This is a genomic window from Rhodanobacter sp. TND4EL1 (assembly GCF_054061035.1).
This window is the reverse complement of record NZ_JBSSDT010000008.1, coordinates 1-5,687: the sequence shown is the minus strand read 5'-3', so window position 1 is coordinate 5,687 and position 5,687 is coordinate 1. Positions and strand designations below refer to the sequence as shown.

Annotated in this window: 2 tRNA genes and 3 rRNA genes; all 5 read left to right on the top strand. The window is 54.2% G+C overall.

Annotation, left to right across the window (positions count from 1 at the left end):
- The first annotated feature begins 257 nt into the window (after window positions 1–257).
- Window positions 258–1,802 (top strand): 16S ribosomal RNA (locus ACVWWQ_RS17230).
- Between the two features lie 180 nt (window positions 1,803–1,982).
- Window positions 1,983–2,059, top strand: a tRNA-Ile gene (locus tag ACVWWQ_RS17225).
- A gap of 17 nt (window positions 2,060–2,076) precedes the next feature.
- Window positions 2,077–2,152, top strand: a tRNA-Ala gene (locus ACVWWQ_RS17220).
- Between the two features lie 209 nt (window positions 2,153–2,361).
- Window positions 2,362–5,243 (top strand): 23S ribosomal RNA (locus tag ACVWWQ_RS17215).
- Window positions 5,244–5,433: 190 nt separating this feature from the next.
- Window positions 5,434–5,547 (top strand): 5S ribosomal RNA (gene rrf, locus ACVWWQ_RS17210).
- The 16S, 23S and 5S rRNA genes sit together here with 2 tRNA genes alongside, the layout of an rRNA operon.
- The last annotated feature ends 140 nt before the right edge of the window (window positions 5,548–5,687 follow it).

Here is a 5,687-nt window from a genome sequence, read left to right as displayed (position 1 = left end):
AAAGCGATGTAGAATGGGCGGCTCACCTAGGACGAAACGTCTTGGGGCGCAAACCGGAAACGGGATGCAAGCGAACGATCTTTGACAGTGTGCGCAGGTGAATTGTGTGGACGTCTTGTGTTGAATGGGTCACGACCTGTCCAAGCAATGCAAGCGTCCAATGAAAGAAAAAGTCAGTAATGAGTTTTGATTTTGTTGGGACTAACGCTTCAGAAAGATAGATGGCTGAGCTCGCAAGAGTGAGGTTGTCGAAAACTTAAGTGAAGAGTTTGATCCTGGCTCAGATTGAACGCTGGCGGCATGCCTAACACATGCAAGTCGAACGGCAGCACAGCAGAGCTTGCTCTGTGGGTGGCGAGTGGCGGACGGGTGAGTAATGCATCGGGATCTACCTGAACGTGGGGGATAACGTAGGGAAACTTACGCTAATACCGCATACGTCCTACGGGAGAAAGCAGGGGACCTTCGGGCCTTGCGCGGTCAGACGAACCGATGTTCGATTAGCTAGTTGGTAAGGTAATGGCTTACCAAGGCGACGATCGATAGCTGGTCTGAGAGGATGATCAGCCACACTGGGACTGAGACACGGCCCAGACTCCTACGGGAGGCAGCAGTGGGGAATATTGGACAATGGGCGCAAGCCTGATCCAGCAATGCCGCGTGTGTGAAGAAGGCCCTCGGGTTGTAAAGCACTTTTATCAGGAACGAAATACCACGGGCTAATACCCTATGGGGCTGACGGTACCTGAGGAATAAGCACCGGCTAACTTCGTGCCAGCAGCCGCGGTAATACGAAGGGTGCAAGCGTTAATCGGAATTACTGGGCGTAAAGGGTGCGTAGGCGGTTGTTTAAGTCTGTCGTGAAATCCCCGGGCTCAACCTGGGAATGGCGATGGATACTGGACAGCTAGAGTGTGTCAGAGGATGGTGGAATTCCCGGTGTAGCGGTGAAATGCGTAGAGATCGGGAGGAACATCAGTGGCGAAGGCGGCCATCTGGGACAACACTGACGCTGAAGCACGAAAGCGTGGGGAGCAAACAGGATTAGATACCCTGGTAGTCCACGCCCTAAACGATGCGAACTGGATGTTGGTCTCAACTCGGAGATCAGTGTCGAAGCTAACGCGTTAAGTTCGCCGCCTGGGGAGTACGGTCGCAAGACTGAAACTCAAAGGAATTGACGGGGGCCCGCACAAGCGGTGGAGTATGTGGTTTAATTCGATGCAACGCGAAGAACCTTACCTGGCCTTGACATGTCCGGAATCCAGCAGAGATGCAGGAGTGCCTTCGGGAATCGGAACACAGGTGCTGCATGGCTGTCGTCAGCTCGTGTCGTGAGATGTTGGGTTAAGTCCCGCAACGAGCGCAACCCTTGTCCTTAGTTGCCAGCGAGTAATGTCGGGAACTCTAAGGAGACTGCCGGTGACAAACCGGAGGAAGGTGGGGATGACGTCAAGTCATCATGGCCCTTACGGCCAGGGCTACACACGTACTACAATGGTCGGTACAGAGGGTTGCAATACCGCGAGGTGGAGCCAATCCCAGAAAGCCGATCCCAGTCCGGATCGGAGTCTGCAACTCGACTCCGTGAAGTCGGAATCGCTAGTAATCGCGGATCAGCTATGCCGCGGTGAATACGTTCCCGGGCCTTGTACACACCGCCCGTCACACCATGGGAGTGGGTTGCTCCAGAAGGCGTTAGTCTAACCGCAAGGAGGACGACGCCCACGGAGTGGTCCATGACTGGGGTGAAGTCGTAACAAGGTAGCCGTATCGGAAGGTGCGGCTGGATCACCTCCTTTCAAGAAATGACGGCGTGAGTCTTCACGCAAGACGTCCACACAAGACACCTGTACTTTACGCAAAGTCCCTTTTGCGAAGAGCGAACATCAAGACCGTCCTTCCATGGACGGACTCTTCAACAAAAGCCGCTTCGAACCTGGTTCGACAGAGGCTGGTGTAGGTTCTGGGGCTCGATCTCTGGGTCTGTAGCTCAGGTGGTTAGAGCGCACCCCTGATAAGGGTGAGGCCGGTGGTTCGAGTCCACCCAGACCCACCATATTCCAAGGTTTCCTTGGGGCCTTAGCTCAGCTGGGAGAGCACCTGCTTTGCAAGCAGGGGGTCATCGGTTCGATCCCGATAGGCTCCACCAAGGACTGATTGACGCGTGAAGTATTCGGCACACAAAAGATTTTGAAATCGACCGGCATTGAGGCCGGCACGATGTTCTTTGAAAACAAGTAAACGAGTGACAAGCGTCTTGGTTCGAAACCGAACCGAGGCAAGTGTTAAGGCACGAAAACGAAGTATCTTGGCTGCACCTGATGAGGGTGTATGCCCCGAGGCGACTTGGGGTTATATGGTCAAGCGACTAAGCGTATACGGTGGATGCCTTGGCAGTCAGAGGCGATGAAGGACGTGGCAGCCTGCGAAAAGTGTCGGGGAGCTGGCAACAAGCTTTGATCCGGCAATGTCCGAATGGGGAAACCCACTCCGCAAGGAGTACTGCATGGTGAATACATAGCCATGCAGGGCGAACCCGGGGAACTGAAATATCTAAGTACCCGGAGGAAAAGAAATCAACCGAGATTCCCTGAGTAGCGACGAGCGAACGGGGACTAGCCCAAAAGCACATTATGTTTTAGTCAAACGGGATGGAAAGCCCGGCCATAGATGGTGATAGCCCAGTCGACGAAAAGGCATTTTGTGTGAAATTGAGTAAGGCGGGGCACGTGAAACCTTGTCTGAACATGGGGGGACCATCCTCCAAGGCTAAATACTACTGACTGACCGATAGCGAACTAGTACCGTGAGGGAAAGGCGAAAAGAACCCCGGAGAGGGGAGTGAAATAGACCCTGAAACCGTATACGTACAAGCAGTGGAAGCCCGCAAGGGTGACTGCGTACCTTTTGTATAATGGGTCAGCGACTTACTGTCTGTGGCAAGCTTAACCGTATAGGGGAGGCGAAGAGAAATCGAGTCTGAATAGGGCGCATAGTCTCAGGCAGTAGACCCGAAACCGAGTGATCTATCCTTGGCCAGGTTGAAGGTGCGGTAACACGCACTGGAGGACCGAACCCACATCTGTTGCAATAGATGGGGATGAGCTGAGGATAGGAGTGAAAGGCTAAACAAACTCGGAGATAGCTGGTTCTCCTCGAAAGCTATTTAGGTAGCGCCTCGGACGAATCTTCCTGGGGGTAGAGCACTGTTATGGCTAGGGGGTCATCGCGACTTACCAAACCATGGCAAACTCCGAATACCAGGACAGACTATCCGGGAGACACACGGCGGGTGCTAACGTCCGTCGTGAAAAGGGAAACAACCCAGACCCGCAGCTAAGGTCCCAAAGTCATAGCTAAGTGGAAAACGATGTGGAAAGGCATAGACAGCCAGGAGGTTGGCTTAGAAGCAGCCATCCTTTAAAGAAAGCGTAATAGCTCACTGGTCGAGTCGGTCTGCGCGGAAGATTTAACGGGGCTAAGCTATGCACCGAAGCTCGGGGTGTGCACATTTATGTGTACGCGGTAGAGGAGCGTTCCGTAAGCCTGTGAAGGTGTGTTGTAAAGCATGCTGGAGGTATCGGAAGTGCGAATGCTGACATGAGTAACGATAATGGGGGTGAAAAGCCCCCACGCCGAAAGCCCAAGGTTTCCTCGCGCAACGTTCATCGGCGCAGGGTGAGTCGGCCCCTAAGGCGAGGCAGAAATGCGTAGTCGATGGGAAGCAGGTTAATATTCCTGCACTTTTCCATAGTGCGATGTGGGGACGGAGAAGGTTAGGTCTACCGGGCGTTGGTTGTCCCGGGGAAAGGAGGTAGGCATGGTTCTTAGGCAAATCCGGGAACCTTTATGCCGAGCACCGAGACGAGCCCTATTGGGCGAAGTGACTGACACCACGCTTCCAGGAAAAGCCACTAAGCTTCAGCTATGGAAAAACCGTACCGTAAACCGACACTGGTAGGCAGGGTGAGAATCCCAAGGCGCTTGAGAGAACTCGGGTGAAGGAACTAGGCAAAATGGCACCGTAACTTCGGGAGAAGGTGCGCCCATTGACGTGGTCACGTGCGTGACTGAGCGTCGATGGGTCGCAGTAACCTGGCCGCTGCGACTGTTTATCAAAAACACAGCACTCTGCAAACACGAAAGTGGACGTATAGGGTGTGACGCCTGCCCGGTGCTGGAAGGTTAATTGATGGGGTCAGCCGCAAGGCGAAGCTCTTGATCGAAGCCCCAGTAAACGGCGGCCGTAACTATAACGGTCCTAAGGTAGCGAAATTCCTTGTCGGGTAAGTTCCGACCTGCACGAATGGCGTAACGACAGCGGCGCTGTCTCCACCCGAGACTCAGTGAAATTGAATTCGCTGTGAAGATGCAGCGTTCCCGCGGCAAGACGGAAAGACCCCGTGAACCTTTACTATAGCTTTACATTGAACGTTGAGTTCTTCTGTGTAGGATAGGTGGGAGGCTATGAAACCGAGACGCTAGTTTCGGTGGAGCCATCCTTGAAATACCACCCTGAAGTGCTTGACGTTCTAACCTCGATCCGTTATCCGGATCAGGGACCATGTATGGTGGGTAGTTTGACTGGGGCGGTCTCCTCCCAAAGAGTAACGGAGGAGCACGAAGGTACGCTCAGCGCGGTCGGACATCGCGCACTGTGTGCAATGGCATAAGCGTGCTTGACTGCGAGATCGACGGATCAAGCAGGTACGAAAGTAGGTCATAGTGATCCGGTGGTTCTGTATGGAAGGGCCATCGCTCAACGGATAAAAGGTACTCCGGGGATAACAGGCTGATACCGCCCAAGAGTTCATATCGACGGCGGTGTTTGGCACCTCGATGTCGGCTCATCACATCCTGGGGCTGTAGCCGGTCCCAAGGGTATGGCTGTTCGCCATTTAAAGTGGTACGCGAGCTGGGTTCAGAACGTCGTGAGACAGTTCGGTCCCTATCTGTCGTGGGCGTTGGAGATTTGAGGGGGGCTGCTCCTAGTACGAGAGGACCGGAGTGGACGTTCCGCTGGTGTTCGGGTTGTCATGCCCATGGCATTGCCCGGTAGCTACGAACGGAAGTGATAACCGCTGAAAGCATCTAAGCGGGAAGCACGCCCCAAGATGAGATCTCCCGAGAGCTTGACTCTCCTTAAGGCACCATCAAGACTAGGTGGTTGATAGGTCAGGTGTGGAAGTGCAGCAATGCATTGAGCTAACTGATACTAATGAGCCGTGAGGCTTGACCATATAACCCCAAGACGCTTCGTGTGTCCTTGGCATACGCCCAAGTTCTAATTCGAATTCACCTCGACGCTTGTCACTCGTTTACGATTTATCTACGTGAGTCTCCACTCACGGGAGAGTCTGGTCGGCTTCATCGATCGGGCTTTCCACGAAGAATGCGGAGCCGGCGCACCTGCGCTGCTCCCACCCCTTCCCTGGCGGCCATAGCGGCGTGGTACCACCTGATCCCATCCCGAACTCAGAAGTGAAACGCGCATGCGCCGATGGTAGTGTGGCTTTGCCATGCGAGAGTAGGTCACCGCCAGGGGCTTTATCCTGAAACACCCTCACCGGAAACGGTGGGGGTTTTTCTTTGCCTCCGATGCCCGCAACGCGCGGCCTCCGCAACTCATCGCCAGAGGTTCTATCCTGAAAGCCCTCACCGGAAACGGTGGGGGCTTTTGCTTT